Origin of the sequence: Streptomyces coffeae, assembly GCF_016741875.1 — a bacterium.
In the GTDB taxonomy this organism is placed as follows: domain Bacteria; phylum Actinomycetota; class Actinomycetes; order Streptomycetales; family Streptomycetaceae; genus Streptomyces; species Streptomyces coffeae.
The window spans coordinates 479,017-503,314 of the sequence record NZ_JAERRF010000003.1 but is presented as its reverse complement, the minus strand read 5'-3'; the positions used below and the strand labels follow the sequence as shown (position 1 = coordinate 503,314).

General features: G+C 69.0%; 24 protein-coding genes and 1 tRNA gene. 16 read left to right on the top strand and 9 right to left on the bottom strand.

The window, feature by feature from the left end; translation table 11 throughout:
- Window positions 1-82 precede the first annotated feature (82 nt).
- The 3 genes from JK363_RS07005 to JK363_RS06995 all read right to left on the bottom strand — a co-directional run bounded on the left by JK363_RS07005 (window position 83) and on the right by JK363_RS06995 (window position 4,510).
- Window positions 83-865 carry an IclR family transcriptional regulator gene (locus tag JK363_RS07005; protein ID WP_201872503.1) on the bottom strand — a complete coding sequence of 261 codons (783 nt, stop codon included), beginning with the start codon at window positions 863-865 and terminating at the stop codon, window positions 83-85.
- Window positions 866-965: 100 nt separating this feature from the next.
- Complete coding sequence (locus tag JK363_RS07000) at window positions 966-3,233, bottom strand: terpene synthase family protein (protein ID WP_201872502.1); 2,268 nt, start codon at window positions 3,231-3,233, stop codon at window positions 966-968.
- Window positions 3,234-3,343: 110 nt separating this feature from the next.
- Window positions 3,344-4,510 carry an acyltransferase family protein gene (locus JK363_RS06995; RefSeq protein ID WP_201872501.1) on the bottom strand — a complete coding sequence of 389 codons (1,167 nt, stop codon included), beginning with the start codon at window positions 4,508-4,510 and terminating at the stop codon, window positions 3,344-3,346.
- A gap of 159 nt (window positions 4,511-4,669) precedes the next feature.
- On the opposite strand from JK363_RS06995, the gene JK363_RS06990 reads away from it, so the two are divergent.
- Window positions 4,670-5,125: a tellurite resistance TerB family protein gene (locus JK363_RS06990; protein ID WP_201872500.1), complete on the top strand. Its 456-nt coding sequence runs from the start codon at window positions 4,670-4,672 to the stop codon at window positions 5,123-5,125.
- A 46-nt stretch (window positions 5,126-5,171) separates the two neighbouring features.
- Here JK363_RS06990 and JK363_RS06985 read toward each other — a convergent pair whose 3' ends face one another.
- Window positions 5,172-5,594, bottom strand: a complete 423-nt coding sequence (locus JK363_RS06985) for a BlaI/MecI/CopY family transcriptional regulator (RefSeq protein ID WP_201872497.1) — start codon at window positions 5,592-5,594, stop codon at window positions 5,172-5,174.
- A 227-nt stretch (window positions 5,595-5,821) separates the two neighbouring features.
- On the opposite strand from JK363_RS06985, the gene JK363_RS06980 reads away from it, so the two are divergent.
- From JK363_RS06980 to JK363_RS06970, 3 genes are read left to right on the top strand one after another with little or no spacing between them, the layout of a single operon-like run.
- Window positions 5,822-6,070 carry a ferredoxin gene (locus tag JK363_RS06980; RefSeq protein ID WP_201872495.1) on the top strand — a complete coding sequence of 83 codons (249 nt, stop codon included), beginning with the start codon at window positions 5,822-5,824 and terminating at the stop codon, window positions 6,068-6,070.
- Window positions 6,060-7,454 (top strand): NAD(P)/FAD-dependent oxidoreductase, encoded by a 1,395-nt coding sequence (locus tag JK363_RS06975; RefSeq protein WP_201872492.1) that lies wholly within the window; start codon window positions 6,060-6,062, stop codon window positions 7,452-7,454. Before JK363_RS06980 ends, JK363_RS06975 begins: the two co-directional genes overlap by 11 nt.
- Before the next feature lie 29 nt (window positions 7,455-7,483).
- Window positions 7,484-8,725, top strand: coding sequence for a cytochrome P450 (locus JK363_RS06970; protein WP_201872490.1), 1,242 nt, complete (start codon window positions 7,484-7,486; stop codon window positions 8,723-8,725).
- A gap of 197 nt (window positions 8,726-8,922) precedes the next feature.
- Here JK363_RS06970 and JK363_RS06965 read toward each other — a convergent pair whose 3' ends face one another.
- The gene (locus JK363_RS06965; RefSeq protein ID WP_201872489.1) at window positions 8,923-10,410 is read right to left on the bottom strand and encodes an SDR family oxidoreductase; all 1,488 of its coding nucleotides are present in this window, start codon (window positions 10,408-10,410) and stop codon (window positions 8,923-8,925) included.
- A gap of 397 nt (window positions 10,411-10,807) precedes the next feature.
- On the opposite strand from JK363_RS06965, the gene JK363_RS06960 reads away from it, so the two are divergent.
- Window positions 10,808-11,104 carry a type II toxin-antitoxin system VapB family antitoxin gene (locus JK363_RS06960; RefSeq protein WP_003986294.1) on the top strand — a complete coding sequence of 99 codons (297 nt, stop codon included), beginning with the start codon at window positions 10,808-10,810 and terminating at the stop codon, window positions 11,102-11,104.
- Window positions 11,105-11,242: 138 nt separating this feature from the next.
- Entirely contained in the window at window positions 11,243-11,896 is a 654-nt protein-coding gene (locus JK363_RS06955) for a LytR C-terminal domain-containing protein (RefSeq protein WP_236075595.1), read from the top strand.
- A gap of 51 nt (window positions 11,897-11,947) precedes the next feature.
- Here JK363_RS06955 and upp read toward each other — a convergent pair whose 3' ends face one another.
- Entirely contained in the window at window positions 11,948-12,583 is a 636-nt protein-coding gene (gene upp, locus JK363_RS06950) for a uracil phosphoribosyltransferase (protein WP_201872487.1), read from the bottom strand.
- A gap of 178 nt (window positions 12,584-12,761) precedes the next feature.
- Here upp and JK363_RS06945 point away from each other — a divergent pair, with 178 nt between their 5' ends.
- The 5 genes from JK363_RS06945 to JK363_RS06925 all read left to right on the top strand — a co-directional run bounded on the left by JK363_RS06945 (window position 12,762) and on the right by JK363_RS06925 (window position 14,996).
- A complete protein-coding gene (locus tag JK363_RS06945; protein ID WP_201872485.1) occupies window positions 12,762-12,926 on the top strand; it encodes a hypothetical protein in 165 nt (54 codons plus the stop codon).
- A gap of 203 nt (window positions 12,927-13,129) precedes the next feature.
- Window positions 13,130-13,651, top strand: coding sequence for a tRNA adenosine deaminase-associated protein (locus JK363_RS06940; RefSeq protein WP_307821639.1), 522 nt, complete (start codon window positions 13,130-13,132; stop codon window positions 13,649-13,651).
- A gap of 44 nt (window positions 13,652-13,695) precedes the next feature.
- The gene (tadA, locus tag JK363_RS06935; protein ID WP_201872482.1) at window positions 13,696-14,196 is read left to right on the top strand and encodes a tRNA adenosine(34) deaminase TadA; all 501 of its coding nucleotides are present in this window, start codon (window positions 13,696-13,698) and stop codon (window positions 14,194-14,196) included.
- 59 nt (window positions 14,197-14,255) lie between these two features.
- Window positions 14,256-14,342 (top strand) — tRNA-Ser (locus JK363_RS06930).
- A gap of 180 nt (window positions 14,343-14,522) precedes the next feature.
- Window positions 14,523-14,996, top strand: coding sequence for a carboxymuconolactone decarboxylase family protein (locus JK363_RS06925; RefSeq protein WP_201872481.1), 474 nt, complete (start codon window positions 14,523-14,525; stop codon window positions 14,994-14,996).
- A 189-nt stretch (window positions 14,997-15,185) separates the two neighbouring features.
- Here the strand turns inward: JK363_RS06925 and JK363_RS06920 are convergent, their stop codons facing one another.
- Entirely contained in the window at window positions 15,186-15,479 is a 294-nt protein-coding gene (locus JK363_RS06920; protein ID WP_201872480.1) for a hypothetical protein, read from the bottom strand.
- Window positions 15,480-15,704: 225 nt separating this feature from the next.
- Between JK363_RS06920 and JK363_RS06915 the strand changes: the two genes are divergently transcribed.
- The 5 genes from JK363_RS06915 (at window position 15,705) to JK363_RS06895 (ending at window position 21,524) form a co-directional block, all read left to right on the top strand.
- Window positions 15,705-16,457 (top strand): GAF domain-containing protein, encoded by a 753-nt coding sequence (locus JK363_RS06915; RefSeq protein ID WP_201872479.1) that lies wholly within the window; start codon window positions 15,705-15,707, stop codon window positions 16,455-16,457.
- Between the two features lie 236 nt (window positions 16,458-16,693).
- Window positions 16,694-18,226 (top strand): hypothetical protein, encoded by a 1,533-nt coding sequence (locus JK363_RS06910; protein ID WP_201872478.1) that lies wholly within the window; start codon window positions 16,694-16,696, stop codon window positions 18,224-18,226.
- Window positions 18,227-18,233: 7 nt separating this feature from the next.
- Entirely contained in the window at window positions 18,234-18,911 is a 678-nt protein-coding gene (locus tag JK363_RS06905) for an NUDIX hydrolase (protein ID WP_307821638.1), read from the top strand.
- A gap of 378 nt (window positions 18,912-19,289) precedes the next feature.
- On the top strand, window positions 19,290-19,616 hold the full coding sequence (locus JK363_RS06900; protein WP_236075594.1) for a hypothetical protein: 327 nt from the start codon (window positions 19,290-19,292) through the stop codon (window positions 19,614-19,616).
- 87 nt (window positions 19,617-19,703) lie between these two features.
- The gene (locus JK363_RS06895) at window positions 19,704-21,524 is read left to right on the top strand and encodes an alpha/beta hydrolase (protein ID WP_307821637.1); all 1,821 of its coding nucleotides are present in this window, start codon (window positions 19,704-19,706) and stop codon (window positions 21,522-21,524) included.
- A gap of 625 nt (window positions 21,525-22,149) precedes the next feature.
- Here the strand turns inward: JK363_RS06895 and JK363_RS06890 are convergent.
- Both JK363_RS06890 and JK363_RS06885 read right to left on the bottom strand, forming a co-directional pair.
- Window positions 22,150-22,665 carry a potassium channel family protein gene (locus JK363_RS06890; protein WP_307821636.1) on the bottom strand — a complete coding sequence of 172 codons (516 nt, stop codon included), beginning with the start codon at window positions 22,663-22,665 and terminating at the stop codon, window positions 22,150-22,152.
- Window positions 22,666-22,775: 110 nt separating this feature from the next.
- Window positions 22,776-24,020, bottom strand: coding sequence for a DUF6777 domain-containing protein (locus JK363_RS06885; RefSeq protein ID WP_201872474.1), 1,245 nt, complete (start codon window positions 24,018-24,020; stop codon window positions 22,776-22,778).
- Window positions 24,021-24,298 lie beyond the last annotated feature (278 nt).

The window sequence follows — 24,298 nt, the reverse complement described above, 5'->3', positions numbered from 1 at the left end:
CACTCGGACAGGGACTACGGACTGCTTTTGTCCGTTTCATCCAGGGAAACAGCGATTCCATACTCGGGCAAGAGCCACGTTTTCAGATAGTGAGCGAGAGGCTCCTGCTCACCCGGTCCGCGGTGGGGACCAGCCACTTCCGGACCCGTTCCAGCCGCTTGTCGTCACGACGGGTGAGCGGGGTGATCCGGTCCGCTCGCAGGGAGATCCCGAGCGAGCCGAGCCGGTCCCCGCTGTACACCGGCACCGCGAAGCAGACCGTGCCGAGCGCGTACTCCTCCAGGTCCGCGACGAGGGAGCCCTGCGATCCGGCGTCGAGGCGGCGCAGCAGCTCGGCGGGGCGGGTGACGGTGCGGGGCGTGAGATCGGCGAGCGGATGGCGGGACAGGTAGTCGTTGCGGGCGTCGTCGTCCAGCTCGCGCAGCACACATTTGCCCAGCGCGGTGGCGTGCCCGGCGTCCTCGAACCCCACCCACAGATCGACCCGCGGCGCCCGCGGACCGTCCACGATCTCGGCCACCCGGATCTCGCCGTCCTCGTAGAAGGTGAGGTAGGCGGCGGCAGACAACTCGTCGCGCAGCGAGGCGAGGGCGGGGCGGACCCGGGCCAGCAGCGCCTGGTCCTGGCTGCCGCTCTGGAGGGAGTGCAGCTTGTCGCCGATCACGAAGCCGCCGTCGTCCAGCCGGTTGACATAGCCGTCGTGGACCAGGGTGCGCAGCAAGTGGTACGTGGTGGCCAGGGGCAGCCCCACCTCACGTGCCAGCTGCTTCGCCGGCGCACCGCCCTCATGTGCGCCCACGGCTTCCATCAAGCGGAAGGCTCGCTGTACGGATGTGATCAGCGTAGGGCCCGCCTGAGCACCCATATCACCAGCTTGCGCCCCTCGCACCGGGCAGGCAAGGGCCGTCCGGCGCCCCGGGCCCCCGCGGTTCCGCTGATCACCGCGGAGGGCCCGGCCGCCGGGGTTACGGACGCGCCCCCGCCGCCAGCGGGATCCGCACGGCCGAGGTGCCCAGGCCGGTCGGAGCACGCCAGCCGGGCGGCCCCGCCACGGCGCCCCCGGCCGGGGGCGCGGGCCGGTGGCGCAACTCCTCCTCCCGGTAGCGCGGGACCTCCCGGTGCCAGTGGAGGATCCCGGTCATCCAGTGGCGCAGATCCCGGACGTAACCGTGCAGGGCGGCCCTGACTCCCGTGCCCGGGCCGACGTCGTCGCAGAGCACGGGGAGTTCATGCGCCGCGACATGCTGGAACTGCCGCATCCGGGAGGTCATCAGGTCATGGACGATGGCGAGCCCGGCCGGGTAGTCGCAGTCGAAGAAGTTCTGCACCACCAGGATGCCGTTGTGGACCTCGCCCTCGGCCTCGATCTCCTTCTGGTACGAGAAGACATCGTTCAGCAGGGTCGCGTAGTCGACGGCGGCGTTCTCCAGGGACCGGACCGGGCCGCTGCGGTAGATCGCGTCCGGGACCCGCTGCCCGTGGCCCGGCCGGCACAGGCTCAGGGTGAGGGCCGGGCTGAAGGTGTGCCGCCGCATCTCGATGTAGTCGACCGGATCGGGGATCCGGTTCTGTGCCTGGTTGGCCAGCTCCCACAGCCAGCCGGCGGTCATGTCCTCGATCGTCTCGCGGAACGTCCGCCGCGCGGTGTGCGTCATGGGCCCGGCGGTACGTTTCCACAGGTCCGCGAGCGCCCGTTCCAGCGCGTTCGCCGGGACCGGGGTGGCGCCCGCGTCCAGCGGCATGAAGGCGCCGAGCCGGTCGTTGCTCGCCCTGGCCCCGGCCAGATCGCGGGTGCGGCCGAAGACCGCCGGGTAGTAGTCGTCCGCGTACATGCCCCAGGCCAGCCACTCCGACGCCAGGTGGACCTCGTCGGGCGAACCGTCCGGATGGATCCCCGCCGCGCACAGCGGAAGGTCGGCGGCCAGCAGCCGGTGCTCGTCCCAGACGTAGGAGCCGGGGACACCGGGCTGCGGCTGGAGGATGCCCATCCGGTGCGACCAGTCGGCCAGATGGCGCCGCGCCCCGTTCAGATGCGGGCTGAGCCGGAGCGTGAACGGCATGGAGAGGTCGGGGATCCGGGACGGCCCGACGTGTCGGAACGGAACATGGCTGAAGCCGCGGCGCCGGGCCGCCTCGGCCCGCCCGGTGGTCAGCCGCAGATCCGCGGCCGAGACCCCGAGACCACCGCCGCCGATACCACTGAGCCCGAACGGGGACCAGGCCGCGGGCGCGGCGCCCGCCCCGCCACCGTTCATATAGCGGCTGGAACGCAGATGCCATGCATGGCCCCCGGACTGCCAGTCCTGGAGCCCCTTGACGTAGGCCAGGACGCGCGAGCAGCCCTCCGGGTCCAGACCGTGTGCGGCGAAGAGCGGGCCCAGCTCGGTGAGCGCGGTGTTCTCGAACTGCTGGAGCCGTGAGGTGAGCAGGTCGTTGACGGCGTCCGCGGCCTGCTGGGTGGTGCAGCCGAGGAAGGTCTCCAGCACCAGGACACCATTGCTCAGCTCGCCCTCCTCCTCGATCTCCCGCTGGTAGGAGAAGAGGTCGTTGCGCAGATGCACCCCGTCGGAGAACGCGTCCCGCAGCACCCGCAGCGGCCGCGATCCGGCGACGGCCGCCGGGACCTCGGCGCCCGCCGCGTACTCCACAAGACCGGCCGACCAGGGCGCGCCGCCGACCTTGCGGCGCATCTCGATGTACTCGACCGGGTTGGGGATCCGGTCCGCGTTGATATTGGACAGCTCCCAGAGCGACTCGTTGAGCAGGTTCTCCGTCGACTCCCGGAACCGCGCCCGCCAGTCCCGCGACATGGCGGGCACCGTGCGCGCCCACAGATCGGCGAGGCCCGCCTCGACCGGATTGACGGGCTCGGGGACGTCCGCGGCGGCGTCCATCGGCATGAAGGCGGGCAGCCGGTCCAGATACGCCTTGCCGCCCGCGCGGTCCTGGGAGCGCTTGAAGGTCTCCAGGAAGTGGTCGTCGAAGAAGAAGACCCACACATACCAGTCCGTCACCAGGGCCAGATCCGCGGCGGAGCAGTCGGGGTGGGTGCAGGCGCACAGCAGGGCGTAGTCGTGGGCGTCGAGGTCCTTCTCCTCCCAGATGCCCGAGCCCTCGAGCATGCCCATCTCACGGGCCCACCGGGTGGAGTGCTCCCGTGCTTCCTGGACATGGGGGTTCAGCCGCGCCGGATACGGCAGGTAGAAGTCGGGGAGTCGAAAGGGCTGTGTCACTGGTGGGCCGGCACCTCTCCGTGCGACGGATGCCCGGAGCCGTACGGCGTCGGGGCGGAACGGCTGCGCCCTACCCGGGGCCCCGACCGGTTACCCGACAGCCGCATTAGTCACATGAACGGCCGGTGGTTTTCAGCCCGTTGGCCGGTCCCGGAGGCCCGTTGGCCGGTCCCGGATCCGTGGCGGGTACCCACTCTGCTCACCTGGTGCGGCACCGTCCGCGCCGGGGCGGGCGGCGGCACCTCGGGGACGGCGGGCCGGAAGGCCCACTCCATCCTCGGCTCCATCGCGAACCGGAACAGCCGCTGTACGGGCGGCGCGCACAGCGCGGTCACCACGGCCGCGGCCAGCGCCGTCACCGCGATCTCACCCGCCGGCCGATGCACCCAGGGGTGGTCGTACCAGCCCCAGAAGCGGGAGCCCTTGGCGAGGAAGCCATGCAGCAGATAGCCGTACAGCGTCCCCGCACCCAGCGCGGTGCACCACATCCGGCGACCGGGCACCCAGGCCAGGAAGCAGGCGGTGAGCAGTATCGAGCAGCCGAAGAGTGCCAGTGTCATCACCGCCCCGCTCCACCACGGCGCGCCCAGTTCCTGGGCGCTGTCGCGGCGGTAGAGCCAGGCCGGGTTCATCCGCGGCACCGCCCAGTAGGCGAAGACCAGCGCGGCGGCGAACACCGGCACCGACAGCCGTCGCACCGCGCGCCGCCGCACCATCCGGAAGTGCTCGGGCCGCAGCTGGAGTCCGAGGACGAAGAACGGCAGGAACTGGAGCACCCGTTGGAGGTCGAGGTCGTCGCCGATGTCGGGCGAAGAGGCGGCGAGCGCCGCGATGGTGAGTGCCAGGGCCAGTGGACGGCGCGCGATCCGCCACAGCGGCGTGGTCAGCCGCCAGACGAACAGCGCGATCAGGAACCAGGTCAGATACCAGGGGTCGAGCAGGCTGACCGGATGCGACGGATCGTCGTCCGCCCAGCGCTTGAAGAGGCTGTACGCGGCCTCGAAGAGGACGTACGGCACAGCGACCCCGGTGACCAGGCGGCGCAGCCGGTCCGGGCGGAGGTCGAAACTACGGGAGAAGTAGCCGGAGATGAGGATGAAGGCCGGCATGTGGAAGGTGTAGACGATGAGGTAGAGCGCGGCCGCCACTCTGCTGCCGCTCCGCAGCGGCTCCCATGCGTGACCCATCGCCACCAGCACGATCGCCAGGTACTTGGCGTTGTCGAAGAACGCGTCACGGTCCCGACGTCCGGGACGTAAGGATGCGGAGTGAGGCATTCCACGGACCCTAGTGGCGTCCGCGCGGCCACGCCCGGAATGGCTCACCTCTCGCGTACCGACGTTTGCGCGCCCTTCGGTTCTGTTAGCTTCTGCACTGCTGTAGATCTACAGAGCTGTAGATCCGGACGCCCGACCGACGACCCCGATGGAGTGGTCATGGCCTTGTGGGACCGCATCAAGGACTCCGTCCAGATGATGCAGAGTCAGCTGCTCGCCAAGAAGAACGACGTGCGGAGCGGAGCGTTCCGCGACGCGGGCATGGCGATGTGCGCGCTGGTGGCCGCGGCGGACGGTGCGGTCGACCCGGCCGAACGGCAGCGTGTCGCCCAGCTGATCACCCTCCATGAGGGGCTCCAGAACTTCCCCGCCGACGACCTCCTCCGGCGCTTCGACGCGTATCTGGATCAGCTCGTGGCCGACTTCGACCGCGGCAAGGCCGACGCGCTCCAGGAGGTCGCCAAGGCGCGCAAGAAGCCCGCCGAGGCGCGCGCCGTCATCCAGCTCGGCATCGTCATCGGGGGCGCCGACGGCGATTTCGACACGACCGAACAGGCCGTGGTCCGCGAGGCGTGCCGCGCCCTGGACCTACCCCCGGCCGAGTTCGACCTGTAGCGGCCGGACGGCGCCGACACCGGCAGCACTGCGAGACGCCCGTCGCTCAGCCCTCCTCCGGCTCCTTCTCCGCGGCGTCGTTCAGCAGCTCGCGCAGCAGCCGCCCGTCGTCGTGGCCCAGCCCGGTCACAAAGCGGGCGAGCACCGCGCCCCGGTCGTCCTGGCCGTCCAGCACCCGCCGCATCCGCAGCGCCGCGAGCCCCGCCTCGTCCGAGGCCGCGCGCCAGACGAAGGACCGCCCCACGCGCTCACGGGTCACCGCCTGCTTGGCCCGCAGCCGGGACAGGATCGTCATCACCGTGGTGTAGGCGAGTTCGCCGTCCAGCCGCTCCCGCACCCAGGCGGCGGTCACCGGGCCGGGCGCCCGGCGCAGGGCCCCGAGCACCTGCGCCTCCAGTTCGCCCTGGCCGCGTCGACGGGGACGCCGGGGCCGGTGGCCGGGCCCGGCGGTCCGGTCCTGGTCCGTCACACCGTCTCCTTCCCGCCGCGCCGCCCGCACCCGCCGGGCGGCGGTACATCGTACAGACACACCCCGGCCCCGCCCGGGCCCGCGCCCACCCCATTGGCCCGGCTGTACGCGCGGGCCCCGACCCGGTCGCCCATGCTGGCCGGAGGGGGACGTCCCGCCGCCGGGGCCGCCCGCCGAGGGACGCGGGACGGCGCCGACGGCCCGAGGTGTGGGAAGGACAGGGCCGGATGCGGATTGTTGTCGATCTCAACCGCTGTCAGGGATACGCGCAGTGCGCCTTCCTCGCCCCCGACGTGTTCACCATGCATGGCGAGGAAGCGCTGCTCTACAACCCGTACGCGGACGACACCCAGCGGGAGAACGTGGCGCGCGCGGCGGCGGCCTGTCCGGTGCAGGCCATCCTGGTCGAAGACCTCGAAGGGGCCGCGGGGGCGGCCGGGCACCCGGAGCGAGCGGAGCCGACCGGTGTCCGGTGACGGATCGCTGGAGGCGCTGCGGCGCTCGGGGCGGATCGTGATCGTGGGTGCCTCACTGGCCGGGCTGCGAGCCGCGGAGACCCTGCGAGAGGAGGGGTTCACCGGCTCCCTCACGCTGATCGGCGACGAACCCGACGAACCGTACGACCGCCCCCCGCTGTCCAAGCAGGTGCTGCTGGGCAAGGCCACCGCCGACCACACCGCACTGCCCCGCCGCCGTGCGCTGGACGCCGAGTGGCGGCTCGGGGTGGCCGCCACCGGCCTCGACATGTCGGCCCGCCGGGTGCGGCTGGCCGACGGCGACGAGGTGCCCTACGACCGGCTGATGATCACCACCGGCGTGCGCGCCCGGCCCTGGCCGCATCCGCTGGAGGCCGAACTCGACGGGGTCTTCGTGCTCCGCACCCGCCAGGACGCCATCGCGCTGAACCGGCGGCTGACGGCGGTGCCGCGCCGGGTACTGGTCATCGGCGCGGGGTTCACCGGTTCGGAGATCGCCTCCGCCTGCCGTGAGCTGGGGCTCGAGGTAACCGTTGCCGAGCGCGGCCCGGCGCCGCTGGTGGGGGCGCTCGGCGGGGTGGTCGGCCAGGTCGCCGCCGAACTCCACCGCGCCCACGGGGTGGATCTGCGCTGCGGGGTGATGGTCACCGGTCTCGAGGGCGACCCGGCCGGGCGGCTGCGCCGCGCCCATCTGTCCGACGGCACCGCCCTGGACGTGGAGGTGGCGGTGGTCTCGCTCGGCGCCACCCGCAACACCGAGTGGCTGGCCGGGTCCGGGCTCGGCGCCGGGCCGCGGGGCATCGCCTGCGACGCGGGCTGCCGGGCCTTCGACGTCCGCGGCATCGTCACCGACGACATCTTCGTGGCCGGGGACGTGGCCCGGTCCCCGCATCCGCTCTTCAACTACCAGTTCCTGTCCCTGGAGCACTGGGGCAACGCGATCGCCCAGGCCGAGACCGCCGCCCACAACATGATCAACGCCAGCGCCGACCGGCGGCCGCATCTGTGGATTCCGGCCTTCTGGTCCCCCCAGTTCGGGGTGAACATCAAGTCGGTCGGAGTGCCGTCCCTCGGCGAGGAGATCCAGATCGCGCAGGGGTCGCTCGCCGAGCACCGCTTCACCGGCGTCTACGGCTACCAGGGCCGGGTCATCGCCGCCGTCACCTTCGACCAGGCCAAGTGGCTGGAGCACTACGAGCACCTGATCGAGACCGCGGCCCCCTTCCCACCGCCGGGGACCACCGTGGACCGCCGCGCCGAGGGACTCCGCCCGGTCCCCGCCGACTTCCCCGACCCCTCGCTGCCCACCCACGGGCCGACCGTCACGCTCAGCGGCTACTCGCCCACCGACCGACGGATCACCCTCACTCCCGCGCGGGCCTGACCGAGCCCGATGATCGAAGGACCTCAGCCATGACGCAAGGCTCGCTGCTGCGGAAGATCACCGACTACGCCAACCGCGCCGACCCGTACCCCGTCTACGCCGAGCTGCGCAAGACGCCCGTGGTGCAGGACGAGGAGGGCCCGTACCTCGTCAGCACCTACTGGGAGATCCACGGGCTGCTGCACGATCCGCGGCTCAGCTCCGACGCCCGCAATCTGAACCCCCAGGCCGCCGGGGCGCTCACCGACGAGGAGGACACCGCGCTGCCGCCCGCCTTCCTGCGGCTCGACCCGCCCGAGCACGACCGGCTGCGGCGGCTGGCGATGACCCCTTTCGGCCCGCCGCACACCCCGCGCCGGATCCACGCCATGCGCGGCGAACTCTCCCGCATCATCGGCGAGCTCATCGACGGCTTCGCGAACCACCACCGGATCGACCTGGTCGACCACTTCTCGTACCCCTTCCCGGTGACCGTGATCTGCCGGTTGCTGGGCGTGCCGCGCGAGGACGAACCGCGCTTCCACCACTGGGCCGAGACCCTCGCGGCCGGTCTGGACCCCGCCCCGGACGAGGACGCCGCCGAACGCCGCCGCACCACCCAGCAGGCGCGCACCGAACTCGGGCGCTATCTGGCCGAGCTGATCGAGGAGCGGCGCCGCGCCCCCGGGGACGACATGCTCTCCGCCCTGGCCGCCGGACACGGCCCGGAGGGGCAGATGACCCAGGCGGAGCTGCTGAGCACCGCGTCGCTGCTGCTGGTCGCGGGCCATGAGACCACCGTCAACCTGATCACCAACGGCATGCTGACGCTGCTGCGCAATCCGGACGTGCTGACCCGGCTGCGCGCACGTCCCCAGCTGGCCACCCCGCTGGTGGAGGAGCTGCTGCGGTTCGAGCCCCCGGTGCAGCTGCTGCCCCAGCGCACCCCGCTCGCGGACATCGACATCGCGGGCGTCACGATCCCCAAGGGCGCGTCGGTCTGGCTCGTACTGGCCTCCGGCAACCGCGATCCGCAGCGCTTCCTGGAGCCGGACCGGTTCGATCCGCAGCGCAAGGACAACCAGCACCTCGGCTTCGGCAGCGGTATCCACAGCTGCTTCGGCGCCCCGCTGGCCCGGCTGGAGGCCCAGCTCGCCCTGACCGAGCTGGCCCGGCGGCTCGACAACCCGCGGCTGCTGGAGGACCCGCCGGAGTACCGGCGCAACGCGGTACTGCGCGGCCCCCGCCATCTGCCCGTGGCGTTCGACGGACTGCGCGGGCGGGACGACTGACGGAGCGGGGCCGAGGGCGGGCCATCGCCGGAGCCCCCGGGGCGGGACACAACGCCCGCGGGAGGACGACCCCGTGGGCCCGCCCGCGGACACACGACGCGGCAGAGGACTGACGAACCGCCGCGGGCGGGATCCGGACGGCCCACGGGCACGCCGTTACCCGGCCGGGGCTGACCCGCGCCCACTCGCCCCACCGGTCACGGCCGCGGCAGAGTCGAACCGTCCGCCTCCGCCGTGGCGGCGATGTTCCGGGCCATCCCGCCGAAGACCAGGGCGTGCCAGGGCGACACACCCCACCAGTACAGATGTCCGGCCAGCCCGCGCGGATGGAACACCGCGCGCTGCCGGTAGACCGTCCCGCCCGCCGGGTCCCGGTCCACCCGCATCTCCAGCCAGGCCAGGCCCGGCAGCCGCATCTCGGCTCGCAGCCGCAGCAGCCGCGGCGGCAGGACCTCCTCCACCCGCCAGAAGTCGAGGCTGTCCCCGACCCGCAGCCGCGCCGCGTCCCGGCGCCCCCGGCGCAGCCCGACACCGCCCATCAGCGTGTCGATCCAGCCGCGCAGCGCCCAGGCGAGCGGAGTTGAGTACCAGCCGTTCTCCCCGCCGATGCCCTCCACCACCCGCCATACGTCCTGCTGCGTGGCGGCCACCGCGCGCTCGCGGTGGTCCGTGTAGAGGCTGCCGCCCGCCCAGTCCGGGTCGGTCGGCAGCGGATCGCTGGGCGCGCCGGGGGTGGCGGCGGAGGACCAGCGGGTGGCCACGTCCGCGTCGCGGATCCGGCGCAGCGCCAGCTCCAGCGCCCGGTCCACTCCGATCGGACCACCGGGCGGATCGGGTACGTACCGCGCGATATCGCGCTCGGCGCACACCACTTCATGCCGCAGCGACTCCACCAGGGGGCGCGCGATGGCACCCGGCACGGGGGTGACCAGGCCGACCCACAGGCTGGACAGCCGGGGGGTGAGTACCGGAACCGGCAGGACGATCCGTCTGGGCAGTCCGGCGACGGCGGCGTACCGCAGCATCATGTCCCGGTAGCTGAGCACGTCGGGACCGCCGATGTCGAAGGTGCGGTGCACCTCGTCCGGCAGCTCCGCGCACCCCACGAGCAGCCGCAGCACATCGCGGACGGCGATCGGCTGGGTGCGGGTGCGCACCCAACTCGGCGTCACCATCAGCGGCAGCCGTTCGGAGAGATAGCGCAGCATCTCGAACGAGGCCGAACCGGAACCGATGATCACCCCCGCGCGCAGCACCGCGGTCGGCACCCCGGAGTCCAGCAGCACCCGGCCGACCTCGGCGCGGGAGCGCAGATGCGGGGAGAGCGCGCGTGCGGACACCCCGGCCGGGGTCAGCCCGCCGAGATAGACGATCCGCCGTACTCCGGCGGCGCGGGCCCGCTCACCGAAGATCCGGGCCGCGTGGCGGTCGGTCTCCTCGAAGCCGGGGCCGGTGCCGAGCGCGTGCACCAGGTAGTAGGCGACGTCCACGCCCCCCATGGCCGCGTCCAGGGATGTCGCATCGGTCACATCGCCGCGGACGGTCTCCACCCGCGGGGCCCATGGATGATCACGCAGCTTCGCGGGCGAGCGGGCGACACAGCGCACCTCATGGCCCGCGGCCAGCAGCTCGGGCACCAGCCGTCCGCCGATGTAGCCGGTGGCTCCGGTGACCAGACAGCGCATGCGGCCATGCTTGGACGCGCGGAAGCCCGGCGCAAGCGGAGGCGGCGGGCGCGTCCGGGCCGGGCAGCACAGAACCTACGAGGTGGGCTCCCTTCGGCGGCATTGCCCGTATCAGGTAGTGGAGGTCGCCTTCCGGTCTCCCCGACCTTCAGGCCTCTCAGCCAGACCATCTAGGAGGCGTTCCGGAGGACCAAAGCCCTCTGTCCTGAACGTCTCTCCGGTCGAGCTCCCTCGCTCGCCCCGTAGGCTGCTATTCAGGTTACTCCCGACCCCCCTGACCGCCTAGTCCCTTTTGAAGATAATTTCGCCCAATTTGCCTCTGGCGTGACGTGGGCCGCGCCCCGGCACTCCGGCGCCTTGGCTGCGCCGGGAGCCGCTTGCCCGGTAGGCTTTCCGTGTGATCTTCAAGCGCATCGGAAACGGTCGGCCCTACCCCGACCACGGCCGGGAAAGCACCCGCCAGTGGGCGGATGTCGCCCCACGCCCGGTACGTCTTGACCAACTGGTCACGACGAAGCAGCAGCTCGACCTGGAGACGCTGCTCGCGGAGGACTCGACCTTCTACGGCGACCTCTTCGCCCATGTCGTGAAGTGGCAGGGCGACCTCTATCTGGAAGACGGGCTGCACCGCGCGGTCCGCGCCGCGCTCCAGCAGCGCCAGGTCCTGCACGCCCGCGTCCTCGAGCTGGGCTGATCACCGCCCCTTGCCCTGCCCGGCCGCACGCCCCCCGTGCCCGCCGCGGCGGCCCGTGTTGGCCCTTTCGGGTTGGCCTGAGCACTAACCATTGATCATTTAGTAGGCATCGCCACCAGGCCGCACTACGCTGCGCACATGAGCATGCTGACCCCTCCCGGGATGGGCGGTAAGTACCGCATCACGGGCGAGCGCTACCCGCGTATGAGGCGACCGCGCGGCCGTCGGCGTCTGGTGATCGCCGCGCTCGGCTCGGCGGTGGTACTCGGCCTGGTCGGCTGGGGAACGCTCCAGCTCATCGACGTCTTCTCGGGCGGTGACGGCGACACCGTGCGCACCGCGCGGGGCACCACGGACTGCAAGCGCGACCAGCGCCGCGAGGAGCACCCGCGGACCGGCCGTACGGCCGCCTCGCTGCCCGAGCCCGCCGACATCACCGTCAACGTCTACAACGCGACCCCGCGCTCCGGCCTCGCCAAGGACACCGCGGACGAGCTGAAGAAACGCGGCTTCAAGATCGGCAAGGTGGGCAACGCCCCGTCCGCGTACGACAAGAAGGTCAAGGCCGCCGGGATACTGCTCGGCGCCCCGGACGCCACCAAGGGCGCGTTCCATGTGCTCGGCACCCAGCTCGACGGGGCCGAGACCAAGAACGACGCACGCAGGGGCAAGGACGTCGACCTGATCATCGGCTCCGGTTTCAAGGACCTGGTGAAGCAGAAGGACGCCGACAAGGCCATGGCCACTCTGGCCAAGCCCGAGCCGGCGCCCTCCGGTTCACCGTGCGACTGACGGCACCGGCCGCCCGCCGCCCCGGGCCCTAGGGCCGCCTGAAGGCGGACCCTAGCCCGCGGCCCCGTACATCCGGTCGCCCGCGTCACCGAGCCCCGGGACGATGTAGCCGTACTCATTGAGCCCTTCGTCGAGGGAGGAGGTGACCACCCGCACCGGCGCGCCCGCCAGCTCGCGCTCCATGACCGCCACGCCCTCCGGCGCGGCCAGCAGACACAGCGCGGTCACATCGTCCGCACCCCGCGACATCAGTTCCTTGATCGCCGCGACCAGCGTCCCGCCCGTGGCGAGCATCGGGTCCACGACATAGACCTGACGGCCGGAGAGGTCGCTGGGCATCCGGGTGGAGTAGGTGGACGCCTTCAGCGTCTCCTCGTCGCGGACCATGCCGAGGAAGCCCACCTCGGCCGTCGGCAGCAGCCGCATCATGCCGTCGAGCATGCCCAGACCGGCCCGCAGGATCGGCACCACCAGCGGGCGCGGATGCGACAGCCGCACCCCGGTCGTCGGCTTCACCGGGGTCTCGATGTCGACCGGCTCGGTGCGCACATCGCGCGTGCCCTCGTACGCGAGCAGGGTCACCAGCTCGTCGGCGAGCCGCCGGAAGGTGGGGGAGTCGGTGCGCTTGTCGCGCAGCGTGGTGAGTTTGTGCGCCACCAGCGGGTGGTCGACGACATGGATCCGCATGGCATCGACACTAACCGAGCCATGGCCCCCGGCCACCGCCGGTAACCCCCCTACCTCGCCCTGACCGCATCAACAGTTCGTCGCGGTACTGGCATCAAACCGCCGATTCGGGGGAAAGTGGGCAGCAGCGCCCGGTTGCCATCCGGGCGGGGACTCGGCCCGAGGGGTGATGTGGCCCATGGCAGAGAGGGAGAAGGAGAGCGCCGCCGAGCGGCGCCGCCGCCGCGACCGCTTCCTGCGGGCGCTCAACGAGGCCCGGGCGATAAGGAATCAGGTCCGGCCGCAGCGGGCCCGGTCGGCCCGGATGCGCCAGGCGATACACATGCGCACGTTCGGCTGGTGAAGCCCCGATGAGCGTTCGTGCCCCGCCGGAGGCAGCCTCCGGGCCGGTGCAACCCCGGTCCGCGTGAGCGACATCTCTTTGGACTGGTGCACGACGCAGCGCGGAAGACCTCTCGCGAAGCGACGGTTTCTGCCACGATTCCGATTGGGGCGGGACACTGTCCCGCCCGCCCCGGCACGCCTATGACCAGTGGGAGAGTCACGGTGTACTTCGCCGCATTGCTCGCGCGCACCGCAGAAGGGTGGGAAGCGAGCGACACAGAGCTCGACGATGTGGAGACCCTGACCGATCTGATCGAACTGGCCCGTGGAGCGTCCAAGGACGACGACACGGTTCTGGCCTTCCTCGAGCACGAAGACGCGTGGTTCGGCGTCGTCCGCGTGGACGGCGAGGACGACCCGCACATCTATGTATCCGACGCGGCCGCGGCCGCCCGCACCTCGTACGGTTCGATGCTCACCGACGAGCTGCTCGGCCGTGACCCCGACGACGACCTGGACAGCCTCGTCGACCTCGACGGCACCGAGGACGGCGAGCCGGACCGGGACGACGACGAAGACGCCGACTCCGACGCGCCGGTCCCGGTGGGCCCGCTCGGCGACGGCGACATCCTGGCCGACCTCGGCATGGAGGAGAAGGAGCTGAAGGCCCTGGACGGGGACGCGCTCGAATCGATCGCCGACATGCTGGGATGCAGCATGGAGGGGCTGGAGGCGGTGCGCTGACCGCGGTCCGCGGCCACCCCCATCCCGTCGCCCACACTGGTGTCATGACCGATCCACTGACCGGCATCCCGCCGGGCCCCGACCCCGACCCCCTGCGCGACCCCTGGCGCACCCCGATGCGCCTCGCGCTGGAGGAGGCCGTACGGGCCCCGGAAACGGGGGATGTGCCGGTCGGCGCCGTCGTGCTGGGCCCGGACGGCGCGGTGCTCGGCCGCGGCCGCAACGAGCGCGAGGCCCACGGCGACCCCACGGCCCACGCCGAGGTCCTCGCCCTCCGAGCCGCCGCCCGTTGCCTCGGCAGCTGGCGCCTGACCGGCTGCACCTTGGTGGTGACGCTGGAGCCGTGCACCATGTGCGCGGGCGCGATCGTCCTGTCCCGCGTGGACCGCCTGGTCTACGGCGCGGCCGACGAGAAGGCCGGTGCGGTCGGCTCCCTCTGGGACGTCGTCCGCGACCGCCGACTCAACCACCGCCCCGAGGTCATCTCCGGGGTCCTCCCCGCCGCATGCGCGGCCCCCCTCACCGCGTTCTTCCGCACGCCCTGACCGGCCCCCGCCGGGAACCGATTTCGGTTCCCGGCCACCCGTCCGCTAGGCTCTCTCTCGGTAGCGTGTCCGAGCGGCCTAAGGAGCACGCCTCGAAAGCGTGTGAGGGGGCAACTCCTCCGTGGGTTCAAATCCCACCGCTACCGCTCGAAGAACGTAGGGCCCCACCCGCACGGGTGGGGCCCTACGTTGTCTTCCCTCTCCGTTCTTCGTCCGCCGGCCGCGGCGCGGGCAGGGGAGATCCACGTCACATGCGCTCCTGTCACATCGTGCGGAGTCGTTCCGTCATAGGTGTGTAGCCATCGACAACGGCAGAGGAGCCCACCATGGATGCCCGTTTGAACCTCTACGGCAACCCGACCGCCGGCAAGTTCGTGAAGCGCCTCGTCTCGGCAGGCCAGGTGATCTCGGACTCGACGCTGCCCGCCGCGACGGAGGAGCTGGTGAAGCTGCGCGCGAGCCAGATCAACGGGTGCGGTTTCTGCACCGACATGCACACCAAGGAAGCCATCGCCGCCGGTGAGACTTCGGTGCGCCTCCACCTGGTCGCGGCGTGGCGGGAGGCCACGGTCTTCACCGAGGCCGAACGCGCCGCACTGGAGCTGACGGAGCAGGGCACCCGCATCGCGGATGCGGCCGGTGGCGTCACGGACCAGGCCTGGGCGAACGCCGCCAAGCACTACGACGAGGAGCAGCTCGCCGCGCTGGTGTCCCTCATCGCCCTCATCAACGCCTTCAACCGAATGAACGTCATCGTCCAGCAGCCCGCCGGCGACTACCAGCCCGGCCAGTTCGGCTGACCGGGAGCGCCCGGGGCCCGGAGGGCTGGTGCCATCGCGCACCAACCGCAGCCGCCGGGCCCGGTGCGATCCCGGGCGGCCGGGAGCAGAAGGGGCGAGGACAGAGCCCGAACAGACAAAGGCCCTCTCCGCCGAGAGGGCCTCAGAACTGTGCAACTCCGCGTAGATATTCGCCCAGCCGGCCGCTGGCTAATTTCGCTGGACCTGCTTCCGCGGAAGGATGAAGCCGAAGAGTTTATAAAGCACGGCACGACTCGCCACTCGAAGTGCTTCGTTCTGTTCGGCCACGACACGTTGACGAGCTTCGGCATAGCTGTCACCGCGCAAGACACTTGCACGCCGCTCCATATAGGCATCAGGATCTGCCCTGTATTCTTCCATCAGAGCATCCACGCCTTTAACCGGGGAATCACCGAGACTTCCCTGTTTGCTTTTGCGCTGCAAGTTGCCGTTCATTGCTCCCCCTAAAGCATTCAGGCTCATACGGTTCGCACTTTCCCCCTGGTTTCACACTGGCGCATAGCCTCTATCAAAATAGACCAGCCAATTCCAGTCGTCAACGACTTGCCCCCTTTTGGAGGAAGCGTCCGTCGCGTGACTGGCGGGGCCCATGGTCACGCTGAGTATGTTCCCGCAGGTGGCAGCGCTCATGCGGCAGTTGGCCAACATCTTCCACACATCGTGTCACTGGTGCTACCCTCCGTCGCCATGGCAACTCGATGGTGGGGGCTCGGTCGAGGCACTGCTGTAGCGGGGGCGCTGAATGTTCTTGCCTACATTGCCGCGGCACTCGCAGGTTTGTACGAATGGGGCTGGGTCTTTTGGTTGATCGTGGGCGGTGGAGCACTGGCGACGCTCACCGTGATCTTCTTGGCCGCGCGCGGAGTGAAGACCGAGAAACAAACCGCGCTTTTAGCCGGTCAGGAGCAGCGACGCATGCTCCAGGAGATGCTGGTTCCCATCATGGAGGTCTTCGGGGAAATCGCTATCGCGACGACGGCCCAGCGTAGGCGTTCGCTCCAGGGGGACATGAAGCAGGTGGTGATCAGGGCGGCGCGCTCCATCGGCCCGCCGCACACACGTGCATGCCTGCTCGATGTAACGGGCAATTCGGGCAACCGTGAGCTCACATGCCAAGCCGGAATGTGGGCCGGCCGGCAGGAGACACCGCGTACCACCTTCAAGGAAGGTACGCCACGGGGAGATCGACTGCTGCGGAGCATGGACAAGCGTGAACCGCTCTTTGTTCCCGACCTGCTCTCCGAGCCTCCGGAGTACCAACCTGATACGCAGACGTACAAGACCTTCATAGCGGCTCCGATCGCCCCTGCCATCAATCACGACGCGTTCGGAATGCTCACCATCGACAGTCCGGTGAAGGGCGATCTGACGGATCATGACATCAAGATCATCGAGATCTTGGGGCAATTACTCGGATCCGCCTTGGCCATCAAGCGCTGAGGGGTGCCCCGGCCGACGGTCCGTTGCCCGGCACACGACGCGATCTGAGGGGATCTCACAGGGCTGGCGTGAGCCCGGCGCATGAGACGGCGTCCCCCCATCTGCCGCATACGCTACGTGAGAACTGCTTGACGTTCTGCGGTCGCGGGCGGTGTGATGGCTTGTTGCCGACGCGGAATGGTTGGACGCCGATGACCAACTCTCTCCGCGGCGGGGCATGAGCCGGGGGGGAGATCATGAATAGCAACGGCGACGGCAGAGACGATCTGACCCGAGTACGCCCAGACGATCTGGATCCAGGGGCGGTTATCGCGCAGTCGTTGGACAACCAGTGGGTCAGCGCCGAGATGACCCGGAAGATGATCACGAAGGGCAAATCCCTGCGGGACATCCAAGATCTCCGTAACGACCACGTACGGGCCGAGTACTTCCGCAGCCTCATCAACACCCGGCAAATCGTCGTGAACAGGGTGTTCTTTTACAACAACCCCGCCGTGAGCCGTGACTTGACCGAAGGGGGACACGCCCGGACTGCCCACCAGAAGCTCTTGGCCGAGGGCGCTTTGATCCCCTTCCTGCTCGGCGAGCGGGAGCCCACCGACCTTCCCAAGAGCGTGGACGTGGATGAGGCTGCCTTCGCCGCCTGGCAGGAGACCCTGGCTGGGATGCCCGCCGCGGAAAAGGTGACCTGCGTCCGCATGTCCTGGAACGACGAGGAGAACGTCCGGGACACCAAGTCGGCTCTGATCAACCCCTTCGCCGGTAGGGTGCAGGGCCTGACCGCGAAGGACATTCCCCTGCTCGCTTCCCAGGTGGGCGTGCCGGACGACCGGATTCCGCAGTTCGCCGAGAGGGTCGGCGACGTCGTCCAATTCAGCAACGAGCAGCGCGTTGTCGATGCCACGGTCACCCGGAATCTGCTGTACGAGAAGTTCGTGTGTGTGGACGGCTCGCCCGTCTCAGAAGGCAGATACGACGGGAGCAAGCCTTTCGCCGCCGAGATCAAGCAGTTGCTCGACCTGATCTACAACGTCAACCTCGCTGATGCCCTGGGGATGTACCCACTCACTCCGACCGGCAGCCTGCGCCGCGTGGCATTACAGGAGTGGAGGGACATACGGGCCAGATCCACGGCCCGCGCGGCGGTCCAGGATCCTGAGGAATTGATGTTGTTCTTGCGACAACAGGCATTCGCCGCCGTCCAGGACCGTCTCACCCCCTCGGAGATCGACACACTGCATCTCGAAGACGTCTGGCTGCTCCGGCAAAGTGGCCCCTGGCACCGCTACATGGAAGCGTTCAACGCGCTGACGGCCGATCCCGCCGCTTTCCACGACAAGGTCGGGGACGTCTTCGACCGGTATGTCAGGCTCAACTCCGAGATTGTCAGGCTCGCCGATGCCCGCCGCGGCTCCCAGGCGAAGTCACACACATGGTCGCCCATCGTCGAAGTCATCATCACGATCGGCGGCGCGGTCTTCACCGCGGTGACCGGAGAGGAGGGGTGGTCCGTGGCCGCGAGTCTCGGAGCGACGTCCATGGGTTCGTACGGCGGTTCCGTGCAGCTGGTGCTGCGCAATCGGGCGGCCGGGCGACGAGAGCAGAAGTTCGCCCGTGAGATCGCCACCGTCCGGCTCGACAGCGAACACGAGTGGCGGCAGTTCCACGACCTGGTGCGCAGACTCCCGGGATACACCGAGCACGGTGGTGCTCCACCGGCCACAAGTTCCAGCACGATTCAGGAAAGTGACGAAGTCCCGGAGTACTGACACCGCCGTGAACCATCCCCCCACTTCCTACGACGACCTTCGTCGAAAGCGTCCGGAGATGTTCGTCAACGCTCCGGGCGGTATCGAGATTCTGATCGATCCGGCCGAGATCGAGGCGGCCAGGCGCAGCACCGGATCCGATGAGCCGGTCGGCGTGGTCTACTCCGATCGGTTCATCACGGTCGTCCGTGACGCCGTACGCTTTCCGGGCGGCGATCTGGGGCTGTACGTCCGGGTCCTCCCTACCGGAGGAGCTCCCGGGGCAGTGATCCTCCCGCTGATCGGCGCCGACCCAGAGATCGTCCTGGTCGACCACTACCGTCACGCCACCCGCTCCTGGCACCTGGAGGCGCCCCGCGGCATGGGGGAGCCCGCGGAGGCGGGACCGGTGAGCGCGGTCCGCGAACTGCGGGAGGAATTGGGCGTCCAGCCCGATGAGGTGATCCCGCTGGGCACGTTGCACGCCGACAGCGGACTGCTCGGCGGCCACGTCGAACTGTTTGCCGCCCGCATCCCCCGGGTCGGAGCGCTGGACACCGCCGAAGGGATCCAACGAGCAGTCGTGATGCCGTTCACTCGGGCGGAAGAGCTGATCGGCCGGGGAGACATCACCGACGGCTTCACCATCGCGGTGATCACCCGTGCCCGGCTGGCCGGACTGTTCGGCAGGGATCTGGAGAGCTAAGCCACCCAGTGCCTTTCCGGCGGATCCATACTGCCGATCGCAGGCGCATCCTGGGCCGCAAAGTCTGCGAGCCCGAAGCACACGTTGTCGGGGTCGCCTCCTCCAGAATCGACCACGTCATCGGACGGGAGCCCCGACCACGACTAAGTACGGATACTCATGGAGACGCCCTCCCCAGTTCCCTACACTGAGCCTTTGCTAAGTCACTGTGGGTCGCGCATCGTGGGGAGAATGGGGAGCGCATGTCGACGTTCGATGTGGAGTGGGCGCAGATGAAGCGCGAGGCATCCGGCAACACCGGGATGAGCCTCGCAAGCGCTGAAAACAAACCCAACTGGGGGCAAGCGGATCGGGCAACTTAAGGTCCAGCAAGACGGCTTGGACAAAAGCGGGCAGGGGAGTCGGCAAGCTTCGGGGGACATCAGTACCGCGCTCACGAAGCTGGCGGAGGAACAGAAGGGCTTAGGCGCGGGCAGCACGACCGGCGGCAAGATCGAGAGCGCGGCGGCCCAGCGGGAGCTCCACCGATCCTGGAAGCGCTATTTGAAGGGGGTGAGCGGTAAGTGCGGCACCTTTCAAGACCGGCTTGAGAAGGCCGGGGATCATCACTACAAGAACGACGCGGCCACCATGAGGGCATTCAATCGTTTAGAGGGTCTGTACAAGGACACAAAGCCGGTCGGCGGCGAGAGCCGGGACCGGTGACGCAGACCAATGGATTACGTGACTCTCAAATCCCTCAAGCCCTCCGAGTTTGAGGACGCTGCGCGTGGCTATCGGACCGTCAGTGACATGGCCAGTCAGGCCAAGGATGACCTCGAGCAGCAGGTGACCGCAGGCATGCGACGCTCGCTCGAGGGTGACGGCGTTGACGCTGCTGTGGAGCAGATCCAGAAGCTGGCGACAAACTTCCACTACACCCAGGTCGAGTGCGCGATCATCACCACCGCTCTCAACTCTCTGGCGTACGAACTGCGATTAGCAAAAGACAAGCTCGACGCTGCGGTGGAAGATGCCGAGGCCGAGAAGTTCACAGTGCAGTCCGACGGCTCGGTGAGCTACCCGGCTTCCGGCGACAAGGTCGACGGCAAGGTGCCCGAGGGCGGCACAGTCAAGGGGAGCGCCCAGGGGAAGGCGACCAACAACCCGATCGACCCTGCTGGAGATGCGAACGACACGGCCGAGGCACTCAAGCGCCAGGCATCGAACCATCACGACAATCCCAAGTACGGCCGTGCGGTCGCCATTGCCGACCGCATTGCCCAAGCCGTCTACGAGGCCACACAGGCCGACGAGAAATGGGCTCCCAAGCTGCGCAGGTTGAAGGCTGACGACGACATGGTCGTCGCCGCTGAGGACTGGGCTGACGCGAAGAAGGACGCTGGCGGCGTCCGAAGCGGCGCCAAAGAATACCTGCACGACCTCAAAGCACCTCCAAAGGGTGGCAGCCCGAAGGAAAACGCTGAGTGGTGGAAAGGCCTATCGAAGGACGAGCAGGATGCCTATGCCGCCCTCAATCCGTCCACCCTCGGCAAACTTGACGGCATACCCGCTGACGTTCGCGACGAAGCGAACCGGACCAACCTCGCCGAAGCCGAGGCGGCAATCAACCTGAAGCTGGATCGGTTCGATAAGGAACGCCCCGAGCCCACGAAGTACGAGCAGAGGTGGGACAACATCAGACAGGTTCCCATTCAGGGCGAAGTGCAAGTGACGCAGGCGTGGAAGGCATGGAAGGCAGAGAGGGACGGGATCAAGGAACGCCTGAAGGGCATAGCAGCGATTCAAATCCGCTTCGGAAGGACCGGAGAGCGCGGCCTACCGCAAGCCTATCTAATGGGGTTCAGCCCGGAGGGGCGAGGGCGAGCCATCATCGCTAATGGAAACCCTGACAGCGCTGACCATATCGCGGTATACACACCTGGCACCGGAGCTTCACTCAGCAATAGCAATGGCGATATAAACCGCGGAGTGAACTTGTGGAAAACATCCCAGTCATTGACGGACCAGGACGTATCCACAGTCACCTGGATCGGCTACGATGCGCCACAAGATATCTTCCCGGATGCCACTCAGCATGGATATGCAGACAACGCCGGGGGCGCATACAATCAATTCATTGACGGCCTCAACGCCACGAACAAGTCGGGCTCTGACAGCCACATCACCTCGGTCGCGCATTCGTATGGAACAACAACGATTGGCATGGCCGCCAAGGAGGGTGACCTCGGTGTCGACGACATCGTGTTCGCAGGAAGCCCCGGGGCCCGAGTGGACAACGCCGCAGACTTGGACGTCTCCAAGGGGCACGTCTGGAACGAGCACGCCAGGGGCGACAATCTCGTAAATGGCACGGGGCGCTTCTTTCACGGGGGTGGGATATCGAGAATCGACCCGACTGACGACATTTTCGGGGCCAACCAGATGGCCACCGACACTGATGGGCATAGCGGTTACTGGGATTACGACGACAAGACGGGCAAGCCCAGCCTCAGCATTGAAAACCAGGGCAGGGTCATCACAGGACACTACGACGAAGTAAAACTGAAGCCTCGCAGCGACGGTTCGCTCATGCCCAGCGACTGGCGTAATCCTATAAATTGGAACGATTGAAGTGCGAAATACGCGACGAGTCAGCGCGACAATTGCGGCCGCAACACTCCTTCTACTTTCCACTGGATGCAGTTCCATGAACAACTCCGACAGCGCACCACCTAAGACAATGCATCCGGAGCAGGCGATAAAAATCGCCAGCAAGTTGTCCAGCGATCTGTACGACATGGTACGACTCCGAGGAAGGGTATCCCCAGCCGGACCAGGAGCTGCGACTGGCGACGAGAAGGAAAGGGATTACGCCGTCCAGCACTTTTGGTCCATCTCCCAATTGCCTCCAAAAGATCTGACTCGCGGCTTCAACAGACTACGCGAAGAGCTTCCAAAAAAGGGATGGCATGTCACACACTCCGGTCCCGCTAATTCAACGGCGCGCCAGTTGGAGATTGAGGCGGTGCATCAGAAGGATGAGTACTCGCTATCCGTGGAGCTCCTGATCAGAAGCACCAGGAAAGATCAGCCCCCACACGCGTCCAAAGACGACAGGATCCGCTTTTCCGTCGGATCCCCAACCTACCGAGCTCCGGAAGGAGTCGACCCCGACGACTACTACTGATTCGCACTGGGCTCCCCGCTGGACCACTCGCCCGGTGAGCCTTGCCAACCTCGCATCGACCGGGTCGGGTCAGGGGTCCGGGTCGCCGTGGTCGGGGTGGCGGCGGCCGCCCGCGGCGATCAGGCCCTCGAGTCGGTCGAAGCGCTCGTACAGGGCCTCGGCGTCGGCGGAGAGTCGGCGCTCACCGCCGAAGACGCGGTCGTGGACGGCCTCGGCCAGCCGGTGCTGGCGCTTCTGCTCGCGGCCGACGAACCAGGCGGCGATGGCCGCGGTGATCATGCCGTAGGTGGTGATCCCGACGAACATCACCACACAGGCGACCAGCCGTCCCCAGAGGGTGACCGGGTAGAAGTCGCCGTAGCCGACGGTGGTCGCCGTCTCGGCCGACCACCACAGCGCCTTGGGATAGCTGGTGAGGTTCGCGGAGGGGGCGCCGCGCTCGGCCGCCACCACGGCGTACGAGCCCAGCAGCATCACCGCGCCCAGGACGAGCGTGGCCACGGCGGCGGCCTGGGTGTGCAGCGGCCGGTCCCCGCGGCCGAGCAGCAGCTTGATCGTCCTGGTCAGGAATCCGGGCAGGACCATGGTCACCATGCTGCCGCCCGGGGCGGCCGGCGAGTGGCCGGGGCGCGCGGCCGGCGTCCGCGGATTGCACCGAACGGACGCCGGTCGGGGAGCGCTCCTCGCTCAGGACCTCACGGACCCGACGGCGGAGGCTGCGGCGGGGGCTGGGTCTGGTTGGGGTCCGGCTGCGGCTGCTGGTTCTGGCCCGGCGGCTGCTGCGGCGGCGGCTGGTTGGGGGGAGGCTGCTGCGGAGGCGGCTGGTTCGGCGGGGGCTGGTTGGGAGGCGGCTGGTTCGGCGGGGGCGGGGGCTGCGGCTGGCTCTGGTTCGGATCCGGCTGCGAGGGTGGCGGCTGCTGCTGGTTCGGGTCCGAGGGCTGCGGCTGGGACTGCTGACCCGGGTCGGTCGGCTGCTGGTTGGGGTCGGTGGGCTGGTCCGAGGTCTGTGCGTCCGGCATACCGCCGGACGGCGAACCGGACGGCCGCTTGGTCTCCAGCGGAGTGATCGTGTCGGCCGGCATCTCGCCCGGCTTCGGCGCCTCCGTCAGGTCCGGCGCGCCCTGCTCGCCCGGCATCGCCAGATACGGCGGGTAGTCGGCCTTCGCCAGGACCGTGTCCTCGGACGGGGAGTCACCGCCCGAACCGCCGTCCCCGAGCGGCCGCTTGAAGAGCTCGGACTTGCCCCCCACCGCCAGCATCACGACCCGCTTGACGGCCTTCGAGGCTGGTTGGATCTCGGTGACCGTGCTCTTGGAGAAACCGGACCACTCGGGGCCGGTGAACGTCGGGCGGGAGTCCTGCGGCGGAGCCGCCATCCGCACCGGGCTGCCGCAGTTGCACTTCACCACGGGCTCCCCGCGCTGGTTGACGAAGACCGCCGTACCCGCCTGGAGAACGGCGGACGAGGGCTTCGCACCGGGACGGGAGCCGTAGACCTTCGCATAGGTGTCGGACCGCAGCACGGCGCCGGTCAGCCGGTCGACATAGTCCGCGATGGCGTTCGTCGAGCCGATGTGCTGGATACGGCTCCAGGTGGCCGCCTTCTTCGGGTCGGCCTGGAGACCGCGGATCAGCTCCCCCCGGTCACAGGACTGCCGGTCGGGCGCCCCGGCGTACAGACCCGGGGTGTTCCCCAGGAAGGCCCGGCCACCATTGGAAGGTGACTCCAGATCGTTCCGGTCCTGGCCGACGGACCGGGTGAACGCCGGGACCGAGGTCTTTCCGACCGGTTCCCGGCGGAATTCGACCGCCGCCGCCTTCCCGGACGCCTTTCCGGAGGGGGAGACCATCCCGACGACCACCACGGCGGCCACCACAGCGACAAGTCCGACGACGAGAGCTGAGCGGCGCGAGGTGAGATGCCATGTGCTCGAGCGCATTTCCCACTCCTTCCCTTCCTCGGCCCCATGCTGCGCTCGCCCGGCAGGCCCCCGCGTCCCCCGAATCCTTGACATCCCACCCCACCTTCGGGGGAGTTGACCGCCCGACGCGACCGATCCGACCCACCCGGCCCGTCACGGAGCGCCCCGCAAACGCAGAACCGCCCCCGGACCGATCTCTCGGCCCGAGGGCGGTCGCCGCCCCTCGCGGTCTGGTGCGCCGGTCCCGGCGACCGGCGGGGATGTCGGATGAGGGGAGGTGAGTAAGGGGACGGGTC

Coding starts and splice junctions, on each gene's coding strand:
- JK363_RS06945 (WP_201872485.1), top strand. CDS start 12,762: ATGGCAGAGAGGGAGAAGGAGAGCGCCGCCGAGCGGCGCCGCCGCCGC.
- JK363_RS06920 (WP_201872480.1), bottom strand. CDS start 15,479: ATGAGCCTGAATGCTTTAGGGGGAGCAATGAACGGCAACTTGCAGCGC.
- JK363_RS06885 (WP_201872474.1), bottom strand. CDS start 24,020: ATGCGCTCGAGCACATGGCATCTCACCTCGCGCCGCTCAGCTCTCGTC.
- JK363_RS06980 (WP_201872495.1), top strand. CDS start 5,822: ATGCGGATTGTTGTCGATCTCAACCGCTGTCAGGGATACGCGCAGTGC.
- JK363_RS06955 (WP_236075595.1), top strand. CDS start 11,243: ATGAGCATGCTGACCCCTCCCGGGATGGGCGGTAAGTACCGCATCACG.
- JK363_RS06970 (WP_201872490.1), top strand. CDS start 7,484: ATGACGCAAGGCTCGCTGCTGCGGAAGATCACCGACTACGCCAACCGC.
- JK363_RS06965 (WP_201872489.1), bottom strand. CDS start 10,410: ATGCGCTGTCTGGTCACCGGAGCCACCGGCTACATCGGCGGACGGCTG.
- tadA (WP_201872482.1), top strand. CDS start 13,696: ATGACCGATCCACTGACCGGCATCCCGCCGGGCCCCGACCCCGACCCC.
- JK363_RS06995 (WP_201872501.1), bottom strand. CDS start 4,510: ATGCCTCACTCCGCATCCTTACGTCCCGGACGTCGGGACCGTGACGCG.
- JK363_RS06895 (WP_307821637.1), top strand. CDS start 19,704: ATGGCCAGTCAGGCCAAGGATGACCTCGAGCAGCAGGTGACCGCAGGC.
- JK363_RS07005 (WP_201872503.1), bottom strand. CDS start 865: ATGGGTGCTCAGGCGGGCCCTACGCTGATCACATCCGTACAGCGAGCC.
- JK363_RS06915 (WP_201872479.1), top strand. CDS start 15,705: ATGGCAACTCGATGGTGGGGGCTCGGTCGAGGCACTGCTGTAGCGGGG.
- JK363_RS06890 (WP_307821636.1), bottom strand. CDS start 22,665: ATGGTCCTGCCCGGATTCCTGACCAGGACGATCAAGCTGCTGCTCGGC.
- JK363_RS06990 (WP_201872500.1), top strand. CDS start 4,670: ATGGCCTTGTGGGACCGCATCAAGGACTCCGTCCAGATGATGCAGAGT.
- JK363_RS06910 (WP_201872478.1), top strand. CDS start 16,694: ATGAATAGCAACGGCGACGGCAGAGACGATCTGACCCGAGTACGCCCA.
- JK363_RS06925 (WP_201872481.1), top strand. CDS start 14,523: ATGGATGCCCGTTTGAACCTCTACGGCAACCCGACCGCCGGCAAGTTC.
- upp (WP_201872487.1), bottom strand. CDS start 12,583: ATGCGGATCCATGTCGTCGACCACCCGCTGGTGGCGCACAAACTCACC.